The 21,360-nt window shown below is 71.9% G+C and carries 26 protein-coding genes and 2 pseudogenes; 16 read left to right on the top strand and 12 right to left on the bottom strand.

Features of this window, described 5'->3' with window-relative positions; all coding sequences use genetic code 11:
* Positions 1 to 81: 81 nt before the first annotated feature.
* The 3 genes from GGG17_RS04115 to GGG17_RS04125 all read right to left on the bottom strand — a co-directional run bounded on the left by GGG17_RS04115 (position 82) and on the right by GGG17_RS04125 (position 2,747).
* Positions 82 to 1,503, bottom strand: coding sequence for an HNH endonuclease signature motif containing protein (locus GGG17_RS04115; protein WP_154592503.1), 1,422 nt, complete (start codon positions 1,501 to 1,503; stop codon positions 82 to 84).
* Positions 1,504 to 2,091: 588 nt separating this feature from the next.
* Positions 2,092 to 2,520 (bottom strand): TA system VapC family ribonuclease toxin, encoded by a 429-nt coding sequence (locus tag GGG17_RS04120; protein WP_311966405.1) that lies wholly within the window; start codon positions 2,518 to 2,520, stop codon positions 2,092 to 2,094.
* On the bottom strand, positions 2,517 to 2,747 hold the full coding sequence (locus GGG17_RS04125) for a ribbon-helix-helix protein, CopG family (protein WP_154592504.1): 231 nt from the start codon (positions 2,745 to 2,747) through the stop codon (positions 2,517 to 2,519). Before GGG17_RS04125 ends, GGG17_RS04120 begins: the two co-directional genes overlap by 4 nt.
* A gap of 61 nt (positions 2,748 to 2,808) precedes the next feature.
* Between GGG17_RS04125 and GGG17_RS04130 the strand changes: the two genes are divergently transcribed.
* The 3 genes from GGG17_RS04130 to GGG17_RS04140 are packed head-to-tail and all read left to right on the top strand — an operon-like array spanning position 2,809 to position 4,550.
* Positions 2,809 to 3,150: a DUF2200 domain-containing protein gene (locus GGG17_RS04130; protein WP_154592505.1), complete on the top strand. Its 342-nt coding sequence runs from the start codon at positions 2,809 to 2,811 to the stop codon at positions 3,148 to 3,150.
* Positions 3,151 to 3,187: 37 nt separating this feature from the next.
* Positions 3,188 to 4,009 carry a PhzF family protein gene (locus GGG17_RS04135; protein ID WP_154592506.1) on the top strand — a complete coding sequence of 274 codons (822 nt, stop codon included), beginning with the start codon at positions 3,188 to 3,190 and terminating at the stop codon, positions 4,007 to 4,009.
* A 31-nt stretch (positions 4,010 to 4,040) separates the two neighbouring features.
* On the top strand, positions 4,041 to 4,550 hold the full coding sequence (locus tag GGG17_RS04140; protein ID WP_288799779.1) for a putative immunity protein: 510 nt from the start codon (positions 4,041 to 4,043) through the stop codon (positions 4,548 to 4,550).
* 112 nt (positions 4,551 to 4,662) lie between these two features.
* Here the strand turns inward: GGG17_RS04140 and GGG17_RS04145 are convergent.
* Positions 4,663 to 5,550 (bottom strand): annotated as a pseudogene (locus GGG17_RS04145) (NADP-dependent oxidoreductase); the annotation flags it as partial.
* 119 nt (positions 5,551 to 5,669) lie between these two features.
* Here GGG17_RS04145 and GGG17_RS04150 point away from each other — a divergent pair.
* Positions 5,670 to 5,891, top strand: a complete 222-nt coding sequence (locus GGG17_RS04150) for a type II toxin-antitoxin system Phd/YefM family antitoxin (protein WP_154592507.1) — start codon at positions 5,670 to 5,672, stop codon at positions 5,889 to 5,891.
* Positions 5,882 to 6,277 carry a type II toxin-antitoxin system VapC family toxin gene (locus GGG17_RS04155; protein ID WP_288798492.1) on the top strand — a complete coding sequence of 132 codons (396 nt, stop codon included), beginning with the start codon at positions 5,882 to 5,884 and terminating at the stop codon, positions 6,275 to 6,277. The genes GGG17_RS04150 and GGG17_RS04155 overlap by 10 nt, the downstream gene beginning before the upstream one ends.
* Positions 6,278 to 6,810: 533 nt before the next feature.
* On the opposite strand, the pseudogene GGG17_RS16265 reads toward GGG17_RS04155, so the two are convergent.
* The 4 genes and pseudogenes from GGG17_RS16265 to GGG17_RS04175 all read right to left on the bottom strand — a co-directional run.
* Positions 6,811 to 7,344 (bottom strand): annotated as a pseudogene (locus GGG17_RS16265) (sigma-70 family RNA polymerase sigma factor); the annotation flags it as partial.
* A 54-nt stretch (positions 7,345 to 7,398) separates the two neighbouring features.
* Positions 7,399 to 8,643, bottom strand: coding sequence for an RNA polymerase sigma factor (locus GGG17_RS04165; protein ID WP_288798491.1), 1,245 nt, complete (start codon positions 8,641 to 8,643; stop codon positions 7,399 to 7,401).
* Complete coding sequence (locus GGG17_RS04170; protein WP_154592509.1) at positions 8,640 to 9,026, bottom strand: YciI family protein; 387 nt, start codon at positions 9,024 to 9,026, stop codon at positions 8,640 to 8,642. Before GGG17_RS04170 ends, GGG17_RS04165 begins: the two co-directional genes overlap by 4 nt.
* 1 nt (position 9,027) lies before the next feature.
* Complete coding sequence (locus tag GGG17_RS04175) at positions 9,028 to 9,420, bottom strand: YciI family protein (protein ID WP_288798490.1); 393 nt, start codon at positions 9,418 to 9,420, stop codon at positions 9,028 to 9,030.
* Positions 9,421 to 9,654: 234 nt separating this feature from the next.
* Here GGG17_RS04175 and GGG17_RS04180 point away from each other — a divergent pair, with 234 nt between their 5' ends.
* Positions 9,655 to 10,443, top strand: coding sequence for an SDR family NAD(P)-dependent oxidoreductase (locus GGG17_RS04180; protein ID WP_154592511.1), 789 nt, complete (start codon positions 9,655 to 9,657; stop codon positions 10,441 to 10,443).
* A gap of 33 nt (positions 10,444 to 10,476) precedes the next feature.
* On the opposite strand, the gene GGG17_RS04185 is transcribed toward GGG17_RS04180, so the two are convergent.
* Both GGG17_RS04185 and GGG17_RS04190 read right to left on the bottom strand, forming a co-directional pair.
* On the bottom strand, positions 10,477 to 11,070 hold the full coding sequence (locus GGG17_RS04185) for a GNAT family N-acetyltransferase (protein WP_154592512.1): 594 nt from the start codon (positions 11,068 to 11,070) through the stop codon (positions 10,477 to 10,479).
* A 39-nt stretch (positions 11,071 to 11,109) separates the two neighbouring features.
* Positions 11,110 to 11,514 carry an SRPBCC family protein gene (locus tag GGG17_RS04190; RefSeq protein ID WP_154592513.1) on the bottom strand — a complete coding sequence of 135 codons (405 nt, stop codon included), beginning with the start codon at positions 11,512 to 11,514 and terminating at the stop codon, positions 11,110 to 11,112.
* Positions 11,515 to 11,568: 54 nt separating this feature from the next.
* Between GGG17_RS04190 and GGG17_RS04195 the strand changes: the two genes are divergently transcribed.
* The 4 genes from GGG17_RS04195 to GGG17_RS04210 all read left to right on the top strand — a co-directional run bounded on the left by GGG17_RS04195 (position 11,569) and on the right by GGG17_RS04210 (position 13,726).
* The gene (locus GGG17_RS04195; protein ID WP_154592514.1) at positions 11,569 to 11,976 is read left to right on the top strand and encodes an SRPBCC family protein; all 408 of its coding nucleotides are present in this window, start codon (positions 11,569 to 11,571) and stop codon (positions 11,974 to 11,976) included.
* A 142-nt stretch (positions 11,977 to 12,118) separates the two neighbouring features.
* Positions 12,119 to 12,292, top strand: a complete 174-nt coding sequence (locus tag GGG17_RS04200; RefSeq protein WP_154592515.1) for a hypothetical protein — start codon at positions 12,119 to 12,121, stop codon at positions 12,290 to 12,292.
* A gap of 133 nt (positions 12,293 to 12,425) precedes the next feature.
* A complete protein-coding gene (locus tag GGG17_RS04205) occupies positions 12,426 to 12,803 on the top strand; it encodes a hypothetical protein (RefSeq protein WP_154592516.1) in 378 nt (125 codons plus the stop codon).
* Between the two features lie 518 nt (positions 12,804 to 13,321).
* A complete protein-coding gene (locus GGG17_RS04210) occupies positions 13,322 to 13,726 on the top strand; it encodes an SRPBCC family protein (protein WP_154592517.1) in 405 nt (134 codons plus the stop codon).
* A gap of 58 nt (positions 13,727 to 13,784) precedes the next feature.
* Here GGG17_RS04210 and GGG17_RS04215 read toward each other — a convergent pair whose 3' ends face one another.
* On the bottom strand, positions 13,785 to 14,846 hold the full coding sequence (locus GGG17_RS04215; protein ID WP_154592518.1) for an NAD(P)H-binding protein: 1,062 nt from the start codon (positions 14,844 to 14,846) through the stop codon (positions 13,785 to 13,787).
* Between the two features lie 155 nt (positions 14,847 to 15,001).
* On the opposite strand from GGG17_RS04215, the gene GGG17_RS04220 reads away from it, so the two are divergent.
* The 6 genes from GGG17_RS04220 to GGG17_RS04245 are packed head-to-tail and all read left to right on the top strand — an operon-like array spanning position 15,002 to position 21,035.
* Positions 15,002 to 15,985: a Rieske (2Fe-2S) protein gene (locus GGG17_RS04220; protein WP_154592519.1), complete on the top strand. Its 984-nt coding sequence runs from the start codon at positions 15,002 to 15,004 to the stop codon at positions 15,983 to 15,985.
* Between the two features lie 48 nt (positions 15,986 to 16,033).
* A complete protein-coding gene (locus GGG17_RS04225) occupies positions 16,034 to 16,402 on the top strand; it encodes a lycopene cyclase domain-containing protein (RefSeq protein ID WP_050347192.1) in 369 nt (122 codons plus the stop codon).
* Positions 16,395 to 16,697, top strand: coding sequence for a lycopene cyclase domain-containing protein (locus tag GGG17_RS04230; RefSeq protein ID WP_050347193.1), 303 nt, complete (start codon positions 16,395 to 16,397; stop codon positions 16,695 to 16,697). Before GGG17_RS04225 ends, GGG17_RS04230 begins: the two co-directional genes overlap by 8 nt.
* A complete protein-coding gene (locus GGG17_RS04235) occupies positions 16,694 to 18,328 on the top strand; it encodes an FAD-dependent oxidoreductase (protein ID WP_375804499.1) in 1,635 nt (544 codons plus the stop codon). The genes GGG17_RS04230 and GGG17_RS04235 overlap by 4 nt, the downstream gene beginning before the upstream one ends.
* Positions 18,315 to 19,571 carry an NAD(P)/FAD-dependent oxidoreductase gene (locus GGG17_RS04240; protein ID WP_195849110.1) on the top strand — a complete coding sequence of 419 codons (1,257 nt, stop codon included), beginning with the start codon at positions 18,315 to 18,317 and terminating at the stop codon, positions 19,569 to 19,571. Before GGG17_RS04235 ends, GGG17_RS04240 begins: the two co-directional genes overlap by 14 nt.
* A complete protein-coding gene (locus GGG17_RS04245) occupies positions 19,572 to 21,035 on the top strand; it encodes an ArnT family glycosyltransferase (RefSeq protein WP_154592521.1) in 1,464 nt (487 codons plus the stop codon).
* A 57-nt stretch (positions 21,036 to 21,092) separates the two neighbouring features.
* Here the strand turns inward: GGG17_RS04245 and GGG17_RS04250 are convergent.
* Positions 21,093 to 21,360 (bottom strand): transposase (locus tag GGG17_RS04250; RefSeq protein ID WP_154592522.1); only part of this gene is annotated, 268 nt, incomplete at its 5' end.

Raw genomic sequence — 21,360 nt, forward strand, 5'->3', positions numbered from 1 at the left:
CACCCATGACGCGCCTCTGCCCGAGCAGCCTGGGGTGGCTGTCCGGGTGGGCGGGTGTGTCGGGGTGGGTGGTCTTGGTGGTCAGGCGGTGAGGGCGTGCCTGTCCGGTGGGTCGCTGTCTGGTGGTGGTGTGGGGTGCCCGCCGGGTGGGTCGGCGCCGGGGTTGGGGGGTGGGGCGGGGTGCCAGCCGGTCCAGGTGTGGATCACGTCCCAGTGGACGTGGGACTGGTCGGGGGTGACGCGGCCGGTGATGTGGTGGGTGTGGATGTACCGGTGGTGGTGCCCGCACAGCAGGGCCAGGTTGTCGACGTCGGTGGCGCCGCCGTCGGCCCAGTGGGTGATGTGGTGGGCCTGGCACCAGGACGCGGGGGCGTCGCACCCGGGGAAGCTGCACCCGCCGTCGCGGACCTCCAACGCTCGTCGTTGCCGCGCGGTCGCCAACCGGGTGGTGCGGCCCACGTCGACCGGCCGCCCGAGCGGGTCGAGCCACACCGGGGTCAGGTCCGCGCCGCAGGTCAACTCCCGCGCCGCGCGCGGCCCCAGCACCGCGCCGAGGTCGTCGCGGGTCGCGTCGGGCAGCGGGCAGTCGCACTCCTGCCCCGGGACGGCCCGCCAGATCCCGAACGCGTCCTTGGCGCGGTGCTCGCACGGCAGCAGCAACGCGGCCGGGGTCAGCACCAGCGACACCCGCGCGGTCGCGCCCATCGGGCCGCGCGTGGCCGCCGACGCCGCGATCATGGTGATCGTCAACAACGCGTCCAGGCGGCGCTGCGCCGCGGTCCGCTCGTCGCGGACCACGCTCCCATCCGGCAACGTGGCGGCCTGCGGGGCGCTGAACGCGGTCAGCGCCGCGGCGAGGCGCGCCTTGTCGACATCCCCGACGATCCCGCGGAAGGCCCACAACCCGTCCCCGGTCGGAGTGAACGTCGACATCCCCCGCCGGGACTGCTCGTGCGCGTCCCGCCGGTCCTGGTCGGCGACCGTGGCGTACCGCGCCAACATCGTCGTGCGGAACCCGTCCAGCTCCGCGCGCGCGTCCACCCGCCCGGCCAGGTCCGCGACCCCGGCCGCGACCTGCTCGTGGAACGCCGGGTCTAGCGCCCCGACCAGCTCGGCGTGCACCCGCGCGGCGTGCACCGCGTCGGTCGGGGTGACCCGCCCGGACAGCAAGCCCTCACGCAGCCCGGCCAGCGCCGGCGCGTCGCACGCCAGCAACGCCCGCCGTATCACGAACGAGTCGACCCGGGTCAGGCCCGTGCCCTGGTCGGTCAACCAGTGCGCGGTCGACCCCGACCCGGACTCGCGGACGCTGCCGCGGGTCGTGGCCTCGGCCGCGCACGACAGGACCAGGCCCCGCGCCGCGGTCAGCAGCGCCCCGGCCTGCGCGGCGACCTGTCCCAGGTCCTGGGTCTGCACGTGGTCCATGCCCTCGACCAGGGTGCGCACCACCTCGACCAGGCCCGGCAGGGCCTCGGTCGCGGCGGTCACCTCGAGGTAGGACATGGCCCCGATTCTATCGAACACGCGTTGGGAACAACAGATCGAGTCACCTGGTCGCGCGGACATTGACGCGGTGCGCCCGAGCGACCCCGCGCCGCACACCCACCCGTCCAAAACCCATGACACACAGTCACTTCCACCCCGCACACCACCCACCACGCCCACCCGCGCCTGGCCGCGAGCACCTCCAGGTCCGAGTCACCTCGCGGCGCCGAGGGCAGGCGGCAGACGGCATACGGCATGAGGCTTGTCGTCGCTGCCGGAGGACGACAGGCTGGAGCCAGACCGACACCTGGGCATTGGTCCATGCCGAGCGACGCGCCCTGATAGACGACCTCGCCTGCGTGAGTGACGAGCAGTGGGAGGCGGATTCGTGGGCGCAGGGGTGGACCGTTACTCGGTCGCCGTCAGACCGCTGCGCAGCGTGAACTGCCCGCTGAGGCGGCAGGTGGAGTCGATGGTCGCGGCGAGATCAGCGATGACGTCCGGCACCCGTCCATCGTGCCGGCCAGGGCGTCGACGCGTCTCGGCGGGCGTCGGCAGTCGCGAGACATCACCGACTCCGTGGCCCCCGCATGACCTCAACTCGCGTCACAGCGCCACCAGGTTGCGGTCGTCGGCGCCGTCCACCGTCGTGAGGTCTATCCGCCCGTCCAAGGTCACCAGCGAGCCCTGCTGGGCGACAGCGAGGGCCAGGAGGTACACGTCCGTGATCTGTCGGTGTCCCACGAGCCGTGAGGAAGTGATCGACGCGTCGGTCAGCTCGATCTCGCACGACCAGAACTCATGCCGAGGGTCCGCCGTCGCTCCGGCAAGCAGCTCGACCGCAGCCGCCACCGGCACGGGGCTGGGATAGCGCGGCTGACTGATGACACGGACAAAACCGTTCTGGGTCAACGAACACGTCGCCCACCCATCCTCGAGACCGCCCGCGGCCCAGTCATGGACGCGCTCGTGGGCGACGTGGTCGGGGTCCATCAGGGCGATCAGGACATTCACGTCGAGGAGCGAGCGGCTCACACGCCCTCCTCGTCACGCATGCGGTCGACGGCGGCGTCGGACACGGTGACCCCTCGGGCCGGCAGGATGGGAAATCCGTTGCGGCGGTTCGAGACAGGACGAGATGAGCTGGTCAGTGCCTGCCGAGCGAGCGCCGACAGCACCTCCCCTGCGGTGCGCCCCTCGCTGCGTGCCCGCTCCTTGACGGCTGAGAGCACATCGTCGTCGATGCTCAGGGTGGTTCGCATGCATCTGATGCTATCGCATCTGATGCAGGACCAGGAGCAGGAGCGGCTAGCCTCCTGGACCATGAGTCGCATCTTCACCACCAGCGTCGCCTCGGTCTATCCCCACTACGTCACCAAGGTCGAGAAGAAGGGGCGCACCACGGCCGAGCTCGACGAGGTCATCCGATGGCTCACGGGCTTCGACCAGGCCGAGCTCACCCGACACCTGGAGTCGGGCACGACCTTCGCGGACTTCTTCGCGGACGCGCGCCTCAACCCCGACGCCCGGCTGATCAAGGGGGTCGTGTGCGGCGTCCGCGTCGAGGACGTGGACGACCCGCTCATGCAGCAGATCCGCTACCTCGACAAGCTGGTGGACGAGCTGGCCAGGGGCAAGGCGATGGACAAGGTCCTGCGCTCCTGACGCGACCGGCCCGGCGACCTGCAGGACAATGAGCCGCATGATGCGACGGTTCCTCGAGGTCGACGTGTTCAGCTCCGGCCGGCTCACCGGCAACCCGCTCGCCGTGGTCGCCGACGCTGACGGACTCACCACCGAGCAGATGCAGCGCCTCGCGGCGTGGACGAACTTCTCCGAGACGACCTACCTGCTCCCGCCGACGAGCTCGCAGGCCGACTACCGCATCCGCATCTTCACCCCCAGTCAGAAGTACCCCTTCGCCGGGCACCCGACCATCGGGTCGGCCCGCGCCTGGCTGGAGCTCGGCGGCACGCCCAGGACGCCCGGCCGGCTGGTCCAGGAGTGCGACGCGGGGCTGGTCCCGGTGCGCCTGGAGGAGGACCGGCTGGCCTTCGCCACGCCACCGCGGACGCGCACCGGGCCGCTAACCGACGACGAGGTGGCCACCGTCGCAACGGCTCTCGCGATCGACCCGACCGAGATCGTCGCCCACGCCTGGGGTGCCAACGGCCCGCAGTGGCGGTTGGTGCAGCTGCGCGACGCCGACGCGGTCCGCTCCCTGCACCCCCAGGCTGATCGGGGCGACCTGCGCATCGGGGTCATCGGCCTGGAGGCACCGGGAGGCGAGTGCGCCTATGAGGTCAGGGGTTTCGGGCCGACATACGAGGACCCGGTCACCGGGAGCCTCAACGGCGCGCTCGCGCAGTGGCTCCGCGAGCGCGAGGAGGTGCCCCAGTCGTATGTCGTCGCGCAGGGCAGCCAGATCGGGCGCCGCGGACGGGTGCACGTGCACGACGACGGCCAGGAGATCTGGATCGGCGGCGACACGATCGTCGTTGTCGACGGGCGGCTGGCGATGTGACGCGCCCTCGCGCCCGCTGCGGTGACGACCGGTGATCCTCCCCGCCGTCCGCGACCCGCGCATGGTGACCATCCGCCGCGGTGGCACCCTCACCGACGACGACCACCAGCTCCTCGCCCTCTGGGCCGCGACCTGCGCCGAGCACGTCCTGCCCCTCTTCGAGGCGCAGCGGCCCGACGACCCGCGACCGCGGGAGGCGATCGACGCCGCCCGCCGATGGGCGCGCGGCGAGCTGCCCATGATGCAGGCGCGCGCCCTCGGTGGGCACGCCATGGGAGCGGCGCGACCACTCAGGGGAGCAGCGCGCTTCGCGGCGTATGCCGCGGGCCAGGCCGCCTGCGTCCCCCACGTCGCCGAGCACGACCTCGGGGCGGCGGCCTACGCCATCAAGGCGATTCGTGCCGCGCGCCCCGACGACCCGGGCGCGGGCCGCGCCGAGCGGGACTGGCAGCGCGACCAGCTCCCGCCGCCGGTGCGGCAGCTCGTCCTCGAGGACCAGGGCCGCCGCGACGACATCTGCTGGTCAGCCTTCGCGGACTGACCGCGGCCCTCATCATTGAGAAGCGACGGATTGGGGTTATGCGACCGTCATAACCCCGTTTGTCGCCTCTCCACGAGAGATCGTGGGTCGTCGCGGCGGTGATGACGGTCTTGCCGGTGGCATGCCCGCTCGCGACCGTGGCCACGGCTGCCGCCGCCTCGGACAGCGGATAGGTCGTGTGGATGACGGGTTGTATGACGCCGCGCGCCACCAGCTCGGCAAGCTCGGCATACACGCCGGCGTCGCGGCGACGCGTGATTCCTGACCCGCCGAGCTCGGACGCGAGCGCGGGTGCCGCCGAGCTGCGGATCTGCCCCGGGTCGCGGAGCAGGGTCGCCGCCTCGCGCACCGTGTCCCCACCGACCGCATCGATCACGGCGTCGACGCCCTCAGGGGCCAGCGCTGCCACCGCCTCGTTCCACCCGGGCCCGGAGGGGACGTGCTCCGCACCCGCGCTCGCGACGAGCTCGGCCTTGCCCGCGCCGGCGACCCCGATGACGCGGGCGCCCAGGTGGCGTGCGAGCTGCACCGCATGCACCCCCACGCCACCGCCTGCCCCGAGGATCAGCACCGTGTCCCCTGGCCCGACCTCGAGCTCGGCGAGGGCGTCCCAGGCCGTCTCGATAGCGACGGGGATGCACGCCGCCTGCTCAGGGGTCGCCCCCTCCGGCACTCGCGCCGTCTGCTCGACGACGAGCAGGACCAGGTCACCCAGCGCCCCGGATCCCGATGCGCACGAACCGAACACGAGCTCACCCGCGCGGAACCTCCCCGACGGGTCCCGCACCACGGCCCCCGCGGCCTCACGACCCAGGGCCATCGGGAAGCGCACCTCGACCGTGCCCTGGCGCTGCCCGCTGCGGACCTTGAGGTCGGCGGGGTTCAGCCCGGCGGCACGCATCCGGACGAGCACGGCCCGCGTCGAGGCCACCGGGTCCGGGGCGTCCAGGAACCCCTCGACCTCCGGCCCGCCATACTCCGTGAATCCATAGATGCGCATCAGCTCTCCTCCACGCGCGCGCCGCCACACTCCGTCATCGCAGTCTCCACCGGACCTCACTCTGGCGCCCGACGAGGACAGAGGTTGACCAACCAAACCTAGTCAACCAGACTAGGTGCATGAGCACTCACACGGTGCAGTCCGCCAAGACCCACCTCTCGCGCATCCTCGTCGAGGTGGAGGCAGGGCACGAGGTCACCATCCTGCGGGGCAAGCAGCCGGTGGCCCGGCTGGTGCCCGCGGTCGCGCCATCGCCGCGGACGTTCGGGGCGATGCGGTTCGAGGTGCCGGACGACTTCGACGCGCCGCTGAGCGAGGAGGATCTGGCGGCGTGGGAGTGAGGTACCTGCTCGACACGCACGTCATGCTCTGGCTGCTGGGGCAGCCGGAGCGCGTTCCGGCCCGCGTCCGTGAGGTCCTCGCCGACCCGGCCGTGGACCTGCTGGTGTCTGCGGTGTCCGCGATGGAGATCGCCACCAAGACACGGCTCGGCAAGCTCCCCGACGTCGGCCTCGTCCAGGCCTGGCCCCGCCGCCTGGACGACATGGGAGCCGTCGAGGTGCCGCTGACCGGCCAGCACGCCATCACGGCCGGCAGCATGTCCTGGCCCCACCGGGACCCCTTCGACCGGCTCCTGGCCAGCGTCGCCATCCACGAGGGTGCGACGCTGGTCAGCGTCGACGCCGCCTTCGCCGACCTCCCCGCCCCCACGCTGCTCAGCTGGTGATCCGGAGCCGCGGCCACGCAGTGACTCAGGCCAACTGGCCCACCTCGTAGTGCCCGCCCTGCTGCCGGGTCATCACGTTGAACCGGTTGAAGGCGTTGATGATCGCGATCTGGGGGCCCGGCGGCCGACGTCACACCGTCATCCCGCCGGCCGCCGGTCTCGCACGCCGCCGGCCGCACCCGGACGCGGTCGTTGACCGCCACGATCGCCGCGATGCGCCCGTCCACGACGGAGACCCCGAGCACGGCGAACGCCCTGCCGTCCCTGCTGCGGAACACCACCCCGGGCAGGCCGTCGACCGTCGCCGGGGAGATCGCCGCGCGCCCGCGGGCATGGCGCTCGGCGGAGGTCGCGACGTCCGTCGCGCCGATGCGCACGCTGGTGCCGCGCGGCCCCTCGACCCGCAGCGTGACCTCGGGGTCCAGGAGCGTGAGCAGCCGGTCGAAGTCACCCTCCCGCGCCGCCGCGAGGAGGGCCGTGATGACCGCTCGCTCCGCCTGCCCGTCGCCCGGCGCCTCCGTCCGCCGGACCTTGCGCCGGGCCCGGCTGGCCAGCATCTTGGTGGCGTCCGTGGACCGGCCGAGGATCTGTCCGATGTCGGCGAACGGCACCGCGAACATGTCGTGCAGCACGAACGCCAGCCGCTCCGCCGGGGTGAGGGTCTGCAGCACGACGAGCATCGCCAGCCCGACGGCCTCCGCGAGGACCGCCTCCTCCTCCGGGGCCGGGCCCTCGTCCTCGACCACGACGAGCGGCAGGGTGTGCAGGTCGTATGCCGACCCGCCCCGGCTCGCACGGGACCGCAGGACGTCGATGCAGACACGACCGACGACCGTGGTCAGCCAGCCCCCGAGGTTGTCGATGCTCCCGGCCTCCTGCCGCGACAGCCGCAACCACGCCTCCTGCAGGGCGTCCTCGGCGTAGGCGCGTGACCCGAGCATCCGCACCGCGACCGCCTCGAGCCGGCCCCGGTGCGCGTCGAACGCCGCGGCGAGGAGGTCCTCGCCTCCCTGCTCACCGAGCTCTGCGGCCCCGTCATCCATGTCCCCACCTTCCTCCGTCGGCATCGTCAGGGGGATGACGGGCGGGGCGGTCGAGAGGTAACCACCCGCGCCGGCTGCTCAGCCGACCAGGTCGGCGCGGCGGCGGGCGAGGTAGGCCTGCTCGGCCGGGTTGTCGGTCAGCGCGAGCGCCCGGTCGTAGGCCGCCCGTGCCTCCCCCTCGCGTCCGAGCCGCCGCAGCAGGTCGGCGCGGGTGGCGTGCAAGGCGTGGTAGCCGACGAGGGCCGCGGCCACCTCGTCCACCTCGGCGAGGCCCCGGGCGGCGCCATACCGCTCGGCCACGGCGACCGCTCGGTTGAGCCGGACGATCGGCGAGGGGTCCAGCGCCACCAGCCGGTCGTATAGCGTGACCACCTGCCCCCAGTCGGTCGCACTCGCCGAACGCGCCTGCGTGTGAACGGCGTTGATCGCCGCCAGCAGCTGATAGCGGCCAGGCGGCGCCCCTCCCGCCGCCACCGCGTCGACGCACTCGCGCACGAGCACGTGCCCCTCGCGGATCAGCGCGGCGTCCCACCGCGCGCGTTCCTGCTCCCCTAGGGTCACCAGCTCCCCACCGTCGTCGACGCGAGCGGCGCGGCGGGCGTCGGTCAGCAGCATGAGGGCGAGCAGCCCGGTGACCTCCCCGTCGTCCGGGAGCAGCGCGTGCAGCAGCCGCCCGAACCGGATCGCCTCGTCGGAGAGGTCGGCACGGAGGGGTTCGTCGCCATACGTCGCGAGATAGCCCTCGTTGAAGATCAGGAAGACCACCGCCAGCACCCCGGCCAGGCGCGCCCGCACGTCGGTCTCCGACGGGACGCGGTAGGGGATGTGCGCGGCCTTGATCTTGGCCTTGGCGCGCGTGATCCGTTGCGCCATCGTCGTCTCCTGCACGAGGAAGGCGCGAGCGATCTCGGCGACCGTGAGACCGCCGATCAGCCTCAGCGTCAAGGCGACTCGGGCTTCCAGGGCGAGCGCCGGGTGGCAGCAGGTGAAGAGCAGCCGCAGCCGGTCGTCCTGCACCGGGCCGGTCGGGGCGAGCGGGCTGTCGTCGACCAGCAGGGACGCCGCCTCCTGCTTCGCGTCGCGCTTCAGCTCGCGCCGCAGCCGGTCGATGGCCCGGCGGGTGGCGGTGGTGGTGAGCCAGCCTCCGGGGTTGGGCGGTATGCCGTCCCGGGGCCACCGCTCGACCGCCGCGACCCAGGCGTCGGCCGCCGCCTCCTCCGCGAGGTCGAGGTCACCGAAGCGGCGCGCGAGGGAGGCGACCACCCGCGCCCACTCCTCGCGGTGGGTGCGGGTGATCGCCTCCTCGACGGGTGAGCCGGTCACTCGCCGAGCATCTCCCGGACGGACTCCTCGGTCTGGAAGGGGCGCACCTCGACCTTGCCGCGGCAGGCCTTGGACCCCTGGGCCGCGAGCGCCAGGGCTTCGTCGAGGTCGCGGGCGTCGATCACCCAGAAGCCGCCGAGGTACTCCTTGGCCTCGAGGTAGGGGCCGTCCGTGAGGATCGGCTCGTCGCCCTGGCCGTCGACGGTGGTGGCGGTGGCCACGGGCTCCAGGCCGTCGGCGAAGACGAGGTGGCCCTCGCGCTGGAGCATGTCGTTGAACGCGCCGGTGTCGGCGAACGCCTCGAGCATCGCCTCCTTGGACTCGTAGTCGCCGAAGTCGCCGCGCTCGGCGGGACCGTGGACGGACAGCAGGTAGCGGGGCATGTCACTTCTCCTTGGTGGTGTGGGCTGCGCGGTCTGCTGCCGCGCCGATGGGGGCGGGGAACCGGCGGACCTCCTGCGGCCAGTCGAGCGCGACCGCGAGCCGTCCCGCCCAGTAGCGGGCGGCCTCGTCGTCGGCCACCTCCACGACGGTGAAACCGCCGAGGTGCTCCTTGGACTCGGCATACGGCCCGTCGGTGAAGGCGGGCTCCCCGGCGCGGGCCTCGACGTGGCACAGGACGCTCGAGGCGTCGAGACCACCGTCGCCGAAGACGAAGACCCCCGCCTCCTCCATGTCCCGGATCACCGTCATCCCGGCGACGGACTTCTCCTGCAGCTGCTCCGGCGTGTGGGGGGCCACCCACTCGTCGTTGAACGAGATCAGGTACTGCGTCACCTCTGGCTCCTTCGGTAGATCGATGTTCCCCCGTCGGGGACTCATCATCTTCACGAACGCCGGACGCCGGATACGACACCCTGACGGGGGCCGGTTCACGGTCCCGTCGCGCCGCGGGGGCCCTCGGCTTGCGCCAGAAGGCGTGACGGGCCACCGTCGGGAGTGGTCGACCACGTCTCGGACGTGGTCCGCCCCCAACGACCTCGGCCGCTCGACAGCCCCTGGAGGAGAGACATGACGACTGGTGACGCATGCTCGCTGGCCCTGGTGACCGGGGCCTCCGCGGGCATCTGCTTCGAGCTGGCCAAGGGGCTGGCGGCCCGCGGCTACGACATCGTGGGGGTCGGCGCCAGCGACCGCATCGACACCCTTCCCGAGCGCCTGCCCACCGTCTCGGTGACGCCGGTGCGCGTGGACCTCAGCACGGCGGCGGGCGTGGAGGAGCTCTGGGAGCGCTTCGAGAGCCTGGGGCGCCCGCTGGACGTGGCGGCGCTGAACGCTGGCAAGAGCCTGGGCGGCGCCTTCCTCGACACCGACTTGGACGACGAGCTGCACATGCTCGCGCTCAACGGCACCGGTCAGGTGATGCTGGCCAAGCGGGTGACCCGACTGATGGCCGCGCAGCGGCACGGCCGGATCCTGATCACGTCCTCCCTGTCGGCCCTGACGCCGACTCCGTACGAGTCGATCTACGGACCCACGCGGGCGTTCATGAACAGCTTCGGGCAGGGCCTGCGCGAGGAGCTGAAGGAGTACGGCGTCAGCGTCACCGTGCTGCTGCCCGGCGCGACGGCGACGGAGTTCCACAGCACGGCCGGGATGGGCAACACGAAGTTCGGCTCCAACGACTGGAAGAACGATCCAGTCCTGGTCGCCACCAAGGGCATCGACGCGCTGCTCGCCGGCAAAAACCACGTCGTCGGCGGCGACGCCAGGACCGTGCGCGGCGCCCTGCGCGACCGGCTCCTCCCCGACAGAGTCAAGGCCGCCCGGTTCGCGCGGTCGAGCCGGCCCGACCAGTGAGGGGTCCGTGGGCCGCGATCGTCTGGCGTGGGCTCACAGGTCGATCGCGACGACGGCGCGGCGCTTCGAGGGGCGGTGGACCACCTCGAAGCCCCCGTCGAGGTAGACCGACAGCGGGCCGGGGTGCTCCTCGCCCCACGTCGCGTCCGGCACCGTGATGGGGTAGGCCTCGAGCCGCCGCGCCCCTCCCGAGCGGGCGTGCGGGACGGCGGCGGCCGCGAGCGCCCGCGCCACCCCCTGACCTCGCATCCCCGGGCGGGTGAGCAGGCAGGTGATCGCCCACACGTCCGGGTCCAGCCGGTCCTCGTGGCGACCGCGCCAGGCGGTCCGGTTGGCGTTGCGGACCAGACCTTCGTATGCCGAGCGCGGGGCCACCGCGCACCACCCGGCCGGCTCGCCGTCGAGGTGCGCGACCAGGCCGCTGGTGCGGGGGGAGTCGGCGTCGCCGCACGCCGCCTGCTCCCGCAACCGCTCCGCGCGGACCTCGACCGGCGTGTTGCCGAAGGCCTCGCCGCGCGCGAGCCGGTAGCGCTGGCAACGGCACTCGGCCGCGCCGCCACGCGTGCCGAAGATCGCGTCGAGGGCCGAGCAGGGCACCTCGTTGGCGGGCGCCGTCGTGATGCTCATGGCTGTGGTCGTCGCGCTCACCACGGTCACGGCGACCGATCAGGCGTGCGCCTTCTCGGCGGCCTCCTTGATCCCGGCCACCGCCTCGTCGACGCCGTCCTGGATGCGGTCGCCCTGGCGGTCGGTGCTGATGCGGACCGTGGCGGAGCACGAGCTGTCGTGGATGGGGTCGAGATCGACCTGCCCGGTGTAGTTGTTGGGGCCCTGCGAGCCCCACGTGAGGGTCTTGTCGGCCTGCTCGACCTTGATCCACGCCTCGCCCTCGACGTCACGCTGCTCGCCGTCGTGCTCGATGCGGGCCGTGACGGTGACCTTGTCGCCCTCGGTGCGCATGGCGGAGGTCACGCGGGGGAAGTAGGTGGGCAGGTTGTCCACATCGGACAGGTAGGCGAACAGCTCGGCAGCGGGGACATCGATGGTCGTCGTCGACTCATAGGTGGTCATGGCGTGAAGGTACCCTCGGGCAGCAGCGGCCACCCCTCGAGAGGCTGGATGCGTATGGCGGCAACGATCTGGGCCACACGGCGGTCCTGCCGCGCCACCGGGGCCGCGGCGCCGGAGGTGGTGTGGGAGAGGTATTCCACGCCGACGCGGTGGACGCAGTGGGCGCCCCACCTCACGGGGGTGCAGGCCTCGACGCCCGTCATCAGGGCGGGCACGACCGGGACGGTCACTGCGCTGCACGTGGTGCGAGCTCGGTTCGTCGTCACCGAGGTCGACGAGGCCGCCCGCTCGTGGTCGTGGACGGTGCGCACGGGCCCGGTCCGGCTACATCTCGAGCACACCGTGACCGGCGCGCGCGACTGCGGCACCTCGACCGGGCTGAGCGTGGAGGGGCCCGGGCTCGTCGTGGCGGCATACCTGCCGATCGCGGCGCGAGCGCTGCAGCGTCTGGTCACGCCCTGACCGGTGCCGCCGACTTCGGCTCAGCCGCTCGCCGGCCCTGCACGGCGCGGGTCGACGTGGTTACAGTGGCGCACCACCCACCCCCGGTGGGCGCGCAGGCCCTCGCGCCGGGCGCGCCTCGCCCGAGGAAAGGACGTATGACGTGACGGCACAGTCCGACGAGGGTCACACCGGCCTCGACCGCGACAGCAACGAGCGGTCCGACGTCAACCGTGAGAACCAAGAGCAGGAGCAGGGGCAGGAGCAGGAGGGCCCGCAGGGCAACGCTGCCGAGGAGCGCATGCGCGAGCTGACCGACGCGGCCAAGGAGGACTAGCCTCGCGGGCTCGCGCTCCGCCGGCCCCGGTCAAGGCGCTGGCAAGTCTTTCCACTGTCGAAATAGTGCGTAGAGTGGGCTGCAGATGACTCCCTGACGGGCCATCGACCACCACGCACCGGACGGAGTTCGCATGCCCACGATCGAGACCGGACACGAGCACGAGGGCCGCGGCGCAGTGCTGACGCTGAGCACGCCGCTGCTGGCCGAGCTGGACGAGTCGCGCGTGCGGCACCTGGTCGCCGCGCTGGTCGAGCTGTCTGGCCGCGGCGGCCGCGAGGGCGACGTGGCGGACCTGCTCGCCGAGCGTCTGCAGTCGCTGGGGATCGAGCAGCCACGCCCGGTGGTCGAGAGCATGGCCGAGAACCTCCGCAACGGAGAACGACTCACGGTCGTGACCGACGAGGGCCAGGTCCTACACGGCGACCCGTCCTGGTCGCCCGCCACCCATGACCCCGACGTCCAGGCGACCGAGGACCCCCTGGACGAGGACCGGCCGCTCTACAGCTGACGAGCCCGCACGGGTGCAGCGCCACGGGCCGATGCCCCAAAGTTGCACGATCCCCTGATCAAACACTGGTGGGTGCTGAACAAGTTTGCCCTGACGATCCTGGTCATCACTGGCTCGTTCCGGTGTCGGCTTCTGGGTCGAGGACACCATCGCCCGCCTCGAGACAGGGCAGGGCGCGGCCCACGCGGTCGCTCTCTTCGCTTTGAGTGGCGCAAACTTGGCGAGCTTCGTGCTCATGGTGTAGCTCTCGGTCGTCAAACCGCGCGGTCTCACGCCGTGGGGGAGACCCCAGCGGTCTGGCGGTGCCGACGTGGCCAACCACATGCGTTGATGCGACGAGGTGGTCCAGGACGGCGCGGCGCAGAAGCGGGATGTGATCGCTGGGGTGGCGGTCCCTGGCCAGGGCGGCAAGGGTGAGACGCAGGCGCCGGCGCGGCGCTGACGGGGCCGAAGGGCCCTGCCGACTCGGGGCCGAGGGGCAGCTACTGACCGGCCTCCGACTTCTAGGAGTGCATGTCATGTCGCAGTACGAGCGAAGTGTCCAGATCCCTCGCCCTGCTCAAGACGTCTTCGACTACGTGAAGGACGTCGAGAAGCTGCCGGAGCACTTCCCCCAGATCACGTCCGTGGAGAAGCTGGACGGCGACACGATCCGCACCACGGCCCACGTCGAGACCGCCGAGGAGGGGGAGAAGGACGTCCAGGGCACGGCGTGGTTCCGCGTGGGCTCGGATGGCATGACCGTGGAGTGGGGCTCCGAGGGCCCCAACAACTACCACGGCGAGCTGGACGTGGACGAGGACGACGCCAACGCCTCGACCCTGACGGTGCGCATCTGGACCGACAGGCAGTCCGACTCCATCGAGCAAGAGCTGCATAAGGCGGTCGACGGGCTCTCCCAGACCATCCAGAAGGCCGTCTGACCAGGGAGTTCTGCTGCAAGCGCAACGATGTGCTGGCCCCGGCACACACCCACCTGGCTCACCACCGCCAGGCGGACGGGTCCCGCCCGAGAGCGTCGTAGACCGCGTCCAGCGCTCTGCCGAGAAGTGGTTGGTCCTCACCACCGGCGGCCCAGGACGGGTCGTCCGGCATAGGGCCCATGGGGTCAGCGGAGGACGGGTCATGCTGGACGTGGGTGCGGGGGTCGGCCAGCGATCGACGGATGGCCTCATCCACCCCGACCAGGTGATACCCGGTGGGGAGGAGGTCGCGCCGGAAGTCCTCCTCGCGGCACACCATGTCGTGGTGCAAGCTCTCCACCAAGGCCTGCACGGTCGGGGTGGGCACGTCGGTCAAGGCGCCGACCAGGAGGCCCACCAGGTCCGCAGGGACCAGGGGCACCGGCACCTGTGGACGCGTCAAGCCCGCGACGCCGGCATACCGGTCGAGCAGCTCCGCGTAGTACATCCTGTCCGGGCCACCGATGTCATAGCTGCGGGTGCAGGTCTGCACGGTCAGGGCGCCCACGAGGGCTTCGACGGCGTCGACCACCGCGATGGGCTGGACCTCCGAGTTCATCCACGACGGGACGGTGTGGATCGGCAGCCGCTCACTGACCTGTCGGATGATCTCGAAGGACGTGGATCCACTGCCCATCACCACGGCCGCCCGCAACGTGACGGTGGTGGCGGGGGTGGAGCCAAGGATCTGCTCCACCTCGTGCCGCGACTCGAGGTGCTCACTCAGCTGCCCGACCTGCACGGGAGGCAGGATGCCGGACAGGTAGACGACTCGGCTGACGCTGTGAGACTGCACCGCCCGGGCGACGTTGTGCGCGGCGTGCCGGTCCTTCTCTGCGAAGTCCCCACCCCCTCCCATCCCGTGGACCAGGTAGTAGACGGCGTCGACAACATCGACCGCGCTGTCGACCTGGCCCTCGTCGGTGATGTCCATGACGACGGTCTCGACCCGATCGGCCCACCACGGAGACGGCTTGGCCAGGTTGCTCGTCGTAGTTCTCACCTCGTGGCCGGCATCCAGCAGACGCGGCACCAGCCTGCCCCCCACATATCCGGTAGCACCGGTGACCAGCACCCTCATCAGCACTCCTTCGCCGATGGAACTACTATGGCCAAGACGCTACCTGCCCACCCTGCCGTCTTGAAGACAGGCAGGCTCGCCTGACCCCCACCAGGACCCGACCTCCGCTGCAGCAGCTGCTGCTTGGCCAGCCCACCGGAAGGCAAACGCGCTTGATGCCCACTGCCGCTTCCCGGCACATCCCAGTCCGACGCATCCCGCAACCATCACCCGACGCCGTCAGGTCCACCTGGCGGGAGGCGTCGCTGCCCCGCATCGAGCGAGCCCTTGCGGCGGCGCGATCGGAGGACGCGGGAGGGTGGTACGTCCTGGGTGCATCCCGAGACCTTCGGGCCGGGCGCTCCCTCGTGCGTCGCGTCGGCAACCGCGAGGTCGCGCTCTGGCGCGCCCACGACGGGTCGGTGCTCGCAGGTCCCGGCGCCTGCCCGCACATGGGTGCCCGTCTCGAGGGCTGCGACACCGACGGCACCGACGTCGTGTGCCGGTGGCACGGCCTGCGGCTGCCCTCCGAGTGGCCCGGCACCTGGGCACCCCTACCGGCGCATGATGACGGCGTCCTGCTGTGGGTGCAGGTGCCGACCTCGGGCGAGGAGCCGAGCTCAGCCCCTCGCACAGCCCCCCGGCCACCGGCAAGCGCGTCCTTCGACGCCGTCCATGTGCGCCTGGCCCGGTGCGAGGCGCAGGACATCATCGCCAACCGCCTGGACCCGTGGCACGGCGCCTGGTTCCACCCCTACGCCTTCAGTCACCTCACGGTCGACGAGGACGCGTCGACCGACCACTGCCTGGTCACCGACGTCACCTTCCGGCTGAGCCGCACCTGGGGGGTCCCCGTGCGGGCCGAGTTCACCTGCCCGGACTCGCGCACCGTCGTCATGACGATCACCGACGGCGAGGGCGAGGGCAGCGTGGTGGAGACCCACGCGACCCCGGTCGGCCACGACGCCAACGGTCTTCCCCTCACCGTCATGACGGAGGCCACGATCGCCTCCTCGCCCCGTCCCGGCTTCACCGCCGCGCGGCGGCTGTCTCCGGTGCTTCGGCCGTTGGTGCAACGCACGCAGGCGCGCCTCTGGGATGACGATCTGGCGTATGCCGAGCGCCGGTTCCTCGTGCGAACCGGGCGGGTGGCAACGTGAGCCGGTCAAGACGTCCCGGGCCGGCACGGCCTTGCGCCGGAGGCACCCATGTGGCCTGACTCCTGGGACCACTGGCAGTACCTCGCTCTCATGGGGGGATGCCTGCTCATCACCCTGCCGCTGGAGCTGGTGCTACGGGCCAGGGTGTACCAGCGGCCACGGCGTCTGCTGGTCGCTCTGGTCCCTGTGGTGGCGATCTTCTCGGCCTGGGACGTGCTCGGGATCTGGCGGGACCACTGGTCCTACTCGGCGCGCTACACCACCGGGGTTCACCTGCCGCTCGGGATGCCCATCGAGGAGCTGGTGTTCTTCGTGGTGATCCCGGTGTGCGGGCTGCTGACGTACGAGGCCGTCGGCACGGTCCTGCGCCTCGGCCGTGGCGCGACCGAGCAGGGGCAGGAGCGATCCCGTGCCTGAGTACACCGCGCTGGCCGTCCTCTCCGTGATCCTGGTCGTCCTCCTCGAGTGCCAGGTGCTCCGCACGGGCGTGTTCCGGACGAAGCAGTACTGGTGCGCGATGGCGATCGTGGCGTTTTTTCAGGCCCTGGTCGACGGGTGGCTCACCAAGCTGAGCGCACCGATCGTGATGTACGACCCGCAGCAACACCTGGGAGTGAGGTTTCCGTGGGACATTCCGGTGGAGGACTACCTGTTCGGATTCTCGATGGTGACCTTGGCCATCCTCCTGTGGGTGCGATCGGGGCGGACGTGAGCGGGGCCGAGAGGCCGGGAAGGGACCGTCGCGCGGTCCGCATCCCCGCGGTGGCACCGGACGCGGGACGAGCCCGACAGGCTCCCGCTGATCCGCACGTGGTCGTCGTCGGCGGAGGCATCGCCGGCCTGAATGCGGCGGTCTGCCTGGCAGAGCGCGGGGTGCGCGTCACCCTGCTCGAGCGCGACCGCCAGCTCGGCGGGCGCGTCGCCTCCTGGCCCGTCCAGGTCGCCGGTGACGACGACTCGTCCGCCATGAGCCGCGGCTTCCACGCCTTCTTCCGTCAGTACTACAACCTGCGCGCGCTGCTCCGCCGGATCGACCCCGACCTGTCGATCCTCCAACCGGTCCGGGACTACCCGCTGCTGCATGCGGACGGGACCAGGGACTCCTTCACCCGCATCCCCCGGCGTCCCCCGTGGAATGCCCTGGGGTTCGTGGCACTCAGCCCATCCTGCCGGCTCGCCGACCTACGGCGGGTGGACGTGGAGCGGGCGCTCGCGCTGCTCGACGTGGACTTCCCGAAGACCTTCGTCGAGCATGATGGCGTGAGCGCGCAGGACGTCCTGGACGCATTGCACTTCCCCGGCCCCATGCGGGCTCTCGCCCTCGAGGTCTTCGCGCGCAGCTTCTTCGCCGACCCCAGGGAGTTCTCCGGGGGCGAGCTCGTGGCGATGTTCCACACCTACTTCCTGGGATCGGCGGAAGGGCTGCTCTTCGACGTGGCCCGGGACGACTTCGACACCACCCTGTGGGCACCCCTGGGACGGTGGCTGCACGAGCGGGGGGTCCAGGTGCGGTGCGAGGCGCCCGTCCTGAGGCTGGACCGTGACGGGCCCGGCGACGACATACAGGTCGTCCTGGGCGATGGAGGCCACATGTCCGCCGACGGGGTGGTGCTCGCGGTGACCCGGCCCTCCCTGCAGGCCATCGTCGACGAGAGCGGGTGGGTCGGCACCCCCGACTGGCGCGCCGCCGTCGCTCGCGGTCGGATGGCCCCTCGCTTCGTCGTGCAGCGGTTGTGGTTGGACCGCCCGGTCCGAGACGACACGCCTGCTTTCCTGGGGACGGCGGCTCTGGGGTTCCTGGACAACCTCTCGGCCATGCACCTGCTGGAAGTCGGCGCCGCGGCCTGGGCCCGGCGCACCGGTGGCAGTGTCATCGAGCTCCACGCGTATGCCGTGCCCGACGCGGTGACGGACGCCGAGGTCCTGGCCGACCTGCGGACCCAGCTGCACCGGCTGCACCCGGAGCTGGTCGAGGCGCGGGTGCTTCATGAGGAGGTGCTCGTCCAGCAGGACTGCCCACTCGCCGGCACGGACCCCTGGCTGGACCGCCCCGGGGTGCGCACCCCCGTGGAGCAGCTCGTGCTGGCCGGGGACGGGATCCGGTGCGAGCTACCCGTGGCCCTCATGGAGCGTGCGGCCACCACCGGGGTGCAGGCGGCCAATGCCCTGCTCGAGCAGTGGGGTCGAGCCGGGCATGACGTCTGGAGCGTGCCGACCTCGGCCCGGTGGGGTCCCGGCGTGCACCTCGCTCGGCGCCTGGCCCGCCGGCTCGACCTGCTGCCCGGCTCGACCGTCCGACGCCGCCGCCCGACCCAAGGAGCACGTCACCATGACCACCCATGAGATCGACACCGATGTCATCGTCGTCGGCGCCGGGCTGGCCGGCCTGCGCTGCGCCACGGAGCTGCAGGCGCACGGACTGGACGTCCTCGTCCTCGAAGCCTCCGACAGAGTCGGCGGTCGCATCCGGACCGACCAGGTCGACGGCTTCCTGTGCGACAGGGGATTCCAGGTCCTCAACCCCTCCTACCCTCGGATCCGGGCAGACACGGACCTGGACGCGCTGGGGCTGCAGCCCTTCGGGCGGGGGGCGGGGGTCATGCACGACCGAGGCCGTTCGCTGGTGGCGGACCCGATCCGGCACCCAGGCCGTCTCCTCGACACGATCACCTCCGGCTACCTCGACCCCGGAGAGCTGCTCGGTCTGGCTCGCTGGGTGATCCCGGCGCTCGGACGGGTCGAGCGACTCGCGGCAGCACCGGATGCCGGGTGGGGGATGACGCTGGACCAGGCCGGGGTGACCGGGCGGCTGCGCCGCGAGGTGCTGGACCGCTTCCTGGCGGGGGTCATCCTCGAGGGGGACGGGACGTCGTCGACGACGTACGTGCAGCTGCTGATCCGGGCCTTCGTGCTCGGCACCCCCGGGCTGCCGCGGCGCGGCATGGCCGCGCTACCAGGGCAGCTCGCGGACCGGCTCGGGGATCGGGTCAGTTTCCGCGAGCGAGTCAACCGCGTCCGCAAGCAGGGCGACCATGCCGTCGTCGAGACCCAGGCCAGGACGCTGCGCGCCCGCCGATCGGTCGTGGCCGTGTCACCGCAGGAGGTAGGGACGCTCACCCCCCTGCCGCGCGTCGCGACCAAGGGCCTGGTGACGTGGTGGTTCGCCGCAGACGCGCGGCCCACCGACCTCGACATGCTCATCCTGGACGCCCGGCGGGACGCGGGTGGGCTGGTCAACACCGCGGTGGTCAGCAACGCGGCACCGTCATACGCCCCTCGCGGTCGCCACCTGGTGCAGGCAACGGCCGTCATGGCGATGGGGGTGCCCACGGAGTCGGAGCTGCGCCGCCGTCTGAGCGAGATCTACGCGTGCGACGCCGACGCCTGGCAGCTGGTGGTCCGTCACGACGTGCCCGACGCTCTGCCCGTCCAGCCGCCACCCCTCACGCTCCGTCAGCCGGTCGACGTCGACGAGGTCACGATGGTCTGCGGCGACCACCGGGACACCGGGTCCATCCAGGGGGCTCTGGCCTCGGGCCTGCGCACGGCACGCCGCGTCCTCGCCCACCTCGGCGGCGACCTGTAGGTGGGCACCCCCTCGCCCGCCGGCATCGTGAGGGTCGCGGCTCCGGCCGCGCTGGCCATGGGGGCCGTCCTGCTGGCCACCTCCGGACGCTACGGGCTCCACGGCGACGAGCTGTACTTCCGGATGCTCCCGTGGGCCTGGTGGTACGACGACCAGCCGCCGATGACGGTGTGGCTGTCACGGTTGGCCGGCCTCGGCGGGGCCGCCTGGCTCCAACGGGTGCCGGCGATCCTGGCAGCGATGGCGGGGGTGCTCCTGGCCGCGGCGGGTCCGCGCCTGCTCGGGCATCCCGCCCGCGTGCAGCGCGTCGCCGCGTGGGCGCACGCGACCACCGTCTACCCCCTGCTGGTGGGGCACGTCTTCCTCACCGCAAGCATCGACCTGGTGGTGTGGCAGGCGGTCATCCTGCTGGTGCTCCGAGGCATCCAGGGCAGGCCGTCAGCCTTGGCATGGGCGGGGGCGGTGGCCGGTCTGGGCTGCTGGAACAAGCTCCTGGTCATGGTCCTCGTCGCAGGCCTGGTCGTGGCCCTCGCGGCGTCGCACCCACGGCTGCTGTGCACCCGCGGGGCCCTGACCGGGTTGGTCGCTCTCGCCGTGCTGGCAGGTCCGCAGGTGGCGGCCCAGCTCTGGCACGGGCTTCCGATGTCCGCGGTCTCGGCTGACCTGATCGCGCGCCACGGCGCGTCCACGCGGTGGTTCGTCGTACCTCTGGTCCTGATCTTCATCGGCCCGCCATACGTCCGCGTGCTGTGGCGGGGGCTGTCCTGGGGGCCCAGGATGTCCGAGCGATGCCGGCGACCGGGTGCCCACGGCCTGGGCGTGCCGGTGCTCGCAGTGGCTGCTGCGCTGGTGACGGGGTTCACGGTGCTGTTCCCCGCCCAGCCGTACTACCCGGTCGCGGCGTTCCTGCCGGCGCTGTCGATCGGGTGGGGGGCTGCGGCGGAGGCGGACTGGGCGCTGTGGCGTCGCCGGTGGGTCGTGGTGGGCGCCAACGCGGTCGTGTCCCTCCTGGTCTGCCTACCCCTCGCCCCGACCTCGTCGACGGTCTTCCGGCTGGTGTCCGCCGTCAACCCCGTCCAGCGGGACCAGGCCGGCTGGGACGGGTATGTCCAGCAGATCAGCGCTCCCCGGGGACGCAGCCAGGCCACCGTCGTCACGGACTCCTATGCGCTGGCGGGGGCCGTCGCGTTCTACGGGCCGACGCGCGGCATCCCGGCCGACCGGGTCGCCTCCGGCCACAACGCGCTGTCGGGGTCGGGGCCGCCCTCGACGGAGTCGGTCCTGCTCGTCGGGGAGCGCTCCGCAGGGCTGCGCCACCTTTTCGCGCGCTGCGTCGACGTCGGCACCCTGGCCCGCGGAGAGAGCGATCCGTTCGGTGTGGCCGGCGCGCCCCTGGTGCGGTGCGACTCCCCGTCCGGGGGGTGGGCCCGGGTGTGGCCGGCGTTCCGCTTCCATGGGGCATGACTCCAGGGCGCCCATCCCGTGCTGACGATCGGCTGCGCGAGGATGCTCCTATGGATGTCAAGCGGCGGTAGCGAGGTGTCCGGGCTCGATGCGCTCCCGGGTGAGGACGTAGTAGATCTCGCGGGCGATGAGTCGTTTGAGGCAGCGGATGATGTCCTTCTTCGAGAGTCCCTCGGCAGTGCGGCGGTGCAGGTAGGTCTGGGTGCGGGGATCCCAGCGCAGCCGGCACAGCACGATCCGGTAGAGCGCGGCGTTGGCTTGTCGGTCACCGCCTCGGTTGAGCCGGTGTCGGTGGGTCTTGCCCGAAGAGGCTGGGATCGGAGCC

Origin of the sequence: Arsenicicoccus cauae, from assembly GCF_009707125.1 — a bacterium.
In the GTDB taxonomy this organism is placed as follows: Bacteria; Actinomycetota; Actinomycetes; order Actinomycetales; family Dermatophilaceae; genus Arsenicicoccus; species Arsenicicoccus cauae.